Here is a 507-nt window from a genome sequence, read left to right on the forward strand (position 1 = left end):
GTGTATGTGTAGAATTTCCTGACTGCAGGGAAATACTTAATGATGACGGAGTCGGTATAGACTTGGGAATCAAAGAACTGGCTGTCTGCTCTGATGGAACTAAGTATAAGAACATCAATAAGAGTCAGAAAATAAAGAAATTAGAAAAACAGAAACGCAGATTACAGCGTAGTATCTCTCGTTCTTACGAGAAAAATAAAAAAGGAGAAAGTTACTGTAAAACAAATAATGTAATCAAAAAGGAAAAACTTTTATTAAAACGAGATCACAGATTAACAAATATCCGTAAAAACTATTTGAATCAGACCATATCTGAGATCATAAATCGAAAACCAAGATTTATATGTATTGAAGATTTGAATGTCAGCGGAATGATGAAAAACAGGCATTTATCCAAAGCAGTCCAGGAACAGGGATTTTTTTGGTTTAGAAAACAGCTTGAATATAAGTGCAGCGATAAAGGGATCCAGCTTATTGTGGCTGATCGGTTTTATCCATCATCAAAGC

The 507-nt window shown here is 34.1% G+C and carries 1 protein-coding gene; it reads left to right on the plus strand.

Annotated features, from left to right (window positions below; genetic code table 11):
• Positions 1 to 507: RNA-guided endonuclease InsQ/TnpB family protein (locus LI074_RS17150; protein WP_265107688.1), on the plus strand; the 507-nt coding region annotated here is incomplete at both ends.

Source organism: Blautia sp. MSK18_10 (assembly GCF_020553185.1).
Taxonomy (GTDB): Bacteria; Bacillota; Clostridia; order Lachnospirales; family Lachnospiraceae; genus Blautia_A; species Blautia_A wexlerae.